The organism is Streptomyces sp. NPDC005808, from assembly GCF_042871385.1.
In the GTDB taxonomy this organism is placed as follows: domain Bacteria; phylum Actinomycetota; class Actinomycetes; order Streptomycetales; family Streptomycetaceae; genus Streptomyces.
In genome coordinates this window covers 1-1414 of the sequence record NZ_JBIAIK010000050.1, presented here as the reverse complement: position 1 = coordinate 1414, position 1414 = coordinate 1, and the positions used below count along the sequence as shown (strand labels likewise).

The 1414-nt window shown below is 56.4% G+C and carries 1 rRNA gene; it reads right to left on the bottom strand.

From position 1 onward, the window contains the following. Positions 1-21: 21 nt before the first annotated feature. Positions 22-1414 (bottom strand): 23S ribosomal RNA (locus ACFYPC_RS37025); the annotation flags it as partial.

Genomic DNA, 1414 nt, shown 5'->3' with positions numbered 1-1414 from the left:
ACACAGTGGACGCGAGCAACTGAGGACAAGCCCTCGGCCTATTAGTACCGGTCACCTCCACACCTTGCGGTGCTTCCAGATCCGGCCTATCAACCCAGTCGTCTACTGGGAGCCTTAACCCCTCAAAGGGGGTGGGAATACTCATCTCGAAGCAGGCTTCCCGCTTAGATGCTTTCAGCGGTTATCCCTCCCGAACGTAGCCAACCAGCCATGCCCTTGGCAGGACAACTGGCACACCAGAGGTTCGTCCGTCCCGGTCCTCTCGTACTAGGGACAGCCCTTCTCAATATTCCTGCGCGCGCAGCGGATAGGGACCGAACTGTCTCACGACGTTCTAAACCCAGCTCGCGTACCGCTTTAATGGGCGAACAGCCCAACCCTTGGGACCGACTCCAGCCCCAGGATGCGACGAGCCGACATCGAGGTGCCAAACCATCCCGTCGATATGGACTCTTGGGGAAGATCAGCCTGTTATCCCCGGGGTACCTTTTATCCGTTGAGCGACGGCGCTTCCACAAGCCACCGCCGGATCACTAGTCCCGACTTTCGTCCCTGCTCGACCCGTCGGTCTCACAGTCAAGCTCCCTTGTGCACTTACACTCAACACCTGATTACCAACCAGGCTGAGGGAACCTTTGGGCGCCTCCGTTACTCTTTAGGAGGCAACCGCCCCAGTTAAACTACCCATCAGACACTGTCCCTGATCCGGATCACGGACCCAGGTTAGACATCCAGCACGACCAGACTGGTATTTCAACGACGACTCCACACGGGCTGGCGCCCGCACTTCACAGTCTCCCAGCTATCCTACACAAGCCGAACCGAACACCAATATCAAACTATAGTAAAGGTCCCGGGGTCTTTCCGTCCTGCTGCGCGAAACGAGCATCTTTACTCGTAGTGCAATTTCACCGGGCCTATGGTTGAGACAGTCGAGAAGTCGTTACGCCATTCGTGCAGGTCGGAACTTACCCGACAAGGAATTTCGCTACCTTAGGATGGTTATAGTTACCACCGCCGTTTACTGGCGCTTAAGTTCTCAGCCTCGCCACCCCGAAGAGTGACTAACCGGTCCCCTTAACGTTCCAGCACCGGGCAGGCGTCAGTCCGTATACATCGCCTTACGGCTTCGCACGGACCTGTGTTTTTAGTAAACAGTCGCTTCTCGCTGGTCTCTGCGGCCACCCCCAGCTCACGGAGTAAATCCGATCACCAGTGATGGCCCCCCTTCTCCCGAAGTTACGGGGGCATTTTGCCGAGTTCCTTAACCATAGTTCACCCGAACGCCTCGGTATTCTCTACCTGACCACCTGAGTCGGTTTAGGGTACGGGCCGCCATAAAACTCGCTAGAGGCTTTTCTCGACAGCATAGGATCATCCACTTCACCACAATCGGCTCGGCATCAGGTCTCAG